The following is a 1,430-nucleotide window of genomic DNA, read 5'->3' on the forward strand; positions in this document are numbered from 1 at the left end:
CCATATATGGTCTCCTCCCCGCTTGCAAGGCCTCAGACGTTGTTGATGAGGGACAGGTTGCTGCCATATATCCGGCCTGTTAACGAGGCGGCGTTGCCGCCTCTGGCCTTGATGAGGATTCGCCGCGCGCCTGCCTAATCACGGAAGCGGCCTTGAAGCCAGTGGATTCCACAGGTTCCAGGTGCGCCGGTTTGACCTGTTATGTCATCAATGTGTCTGTTGCCTTCGCAACCTTGGGTAAAGCCCTTCGTTATGAATTCGTGACGTTTTTACTCTGTTTTAGTTGCGTTTTCAGGCCATTGCCGCCATTTGGTTCTCAGCTGGCCTGTAGTGTTCATGGCGGGCCACAACGACCCAAGCCATTCGGATAATCTTGTTAGCCACAGCCACAACTGCTCGGTTGTGGCCTCTTCTGGCCTCCAGCGCCAGAGCCCACTGGCTCAAGGCGTCTTGCTTGCTCTTTGCCGTTCGCACCACGGCACGAGCGCCGTGTACCACCAGGGATCTCAAGTAAGCATCGCCTCGCTTGGTGATCCCGTACAGCGATTGTTTACCGCCGGTGCTGTGCTGCTTGGGCACCAGGCCCAGAGCTGCAGATGCATCCCGACCCCGACGGAATTGCTGGCCATCGCCCATCCAGCTTTTAAGGGCACTGGCCACAACTGGACCGACACCGGGAATGCCCGTTAATCGCCGACACGCATTGTCTTCCTTGGCCTGCTGTCGTAGTTGCTCGTCATACCAGACCTGCTCTTCAAGCAAGGCTTTGAGCCGGTGCCACTGCCTGTTCAGCAGCATGCGGAATCGAGTGCTTAAACCGTTTTCAGCATCTTCAAGTAACTCCGGCACCCGCCGGCAAAAAGCGCTGACGGACTTCGGGACGGTTAAGCCATATTCTGCCAGCAGGCCACGCATCTGATTCACTAGACGCGTGCTCTCCACTTTCAGGCTCCGGCGAATCGCATGAAACGCCTGATCATCCTGTTGCTCGATGCCCTTTACCGCCACCGGTCGAATGGCACCGTGAAGGCACGCCTCGGCAATGGCTTGTGCATCGTTATAATCGTTCTTCTGCCCCCGCAAATAACCTTTTACATGCTGCGGTGGCAGCAAAACCGCTTTGTGACCGAGGGCCTCCAGCCAGCGGCCCCAGTAATGGGAACTGCCGCAGGCCTCCAAAGCCACCGTCGTCGGTTCATGCTTCGCAAGAAACCGTTTTAAGCCATCCCGGCGAAAGGTTTTTCGGCGTTTTACATCGCCGCCGCGCCCCAGTTCAATAACCGCAAAAGAGGTTTTTGCCAGGTCGATGCCGATCACGGTATTCTGATGCATGGTCTCCTCCTTAACTCTTGGATAGTGTCTGCAACCTCTATCCTGGCGCATTGCGACGCCGATTTGGAGTGGGGAGGAGACCATCCCATCTCGGAAGG

1 protein-coding gene is annotated in these 1,430 nt (G+C 56.6%); it reads right to left on the reverse strand.

Annotated features, from left to right (window positions below):
• Positions 1-291 precede the first annotated feature (291 nt).
• On the reverse strand, positions 292-1,332 hold the full coding sequence (locus tag LWH94_RS19120) for an IS110 family transposase (RefSeq protein WP_022989711.1): 1,041 nt from the start codon (positions 1,330-1,332) through the stop codon (positions 292-294).
• Between the last annotated feature and the right edge of the window lie 98 nt (positions 1,333-1,430).

The organism is Marinobacter sp. G11 (assembly GCF_021282325.1).
GTDB classification, from domain to species: domain Bacteria; phylum Pseudomonadota; class Gammaproteobacteria; order Pseudomonadales; family Oleiphilaceae; genus Marinobacter; species Marinobacter vinifirmus.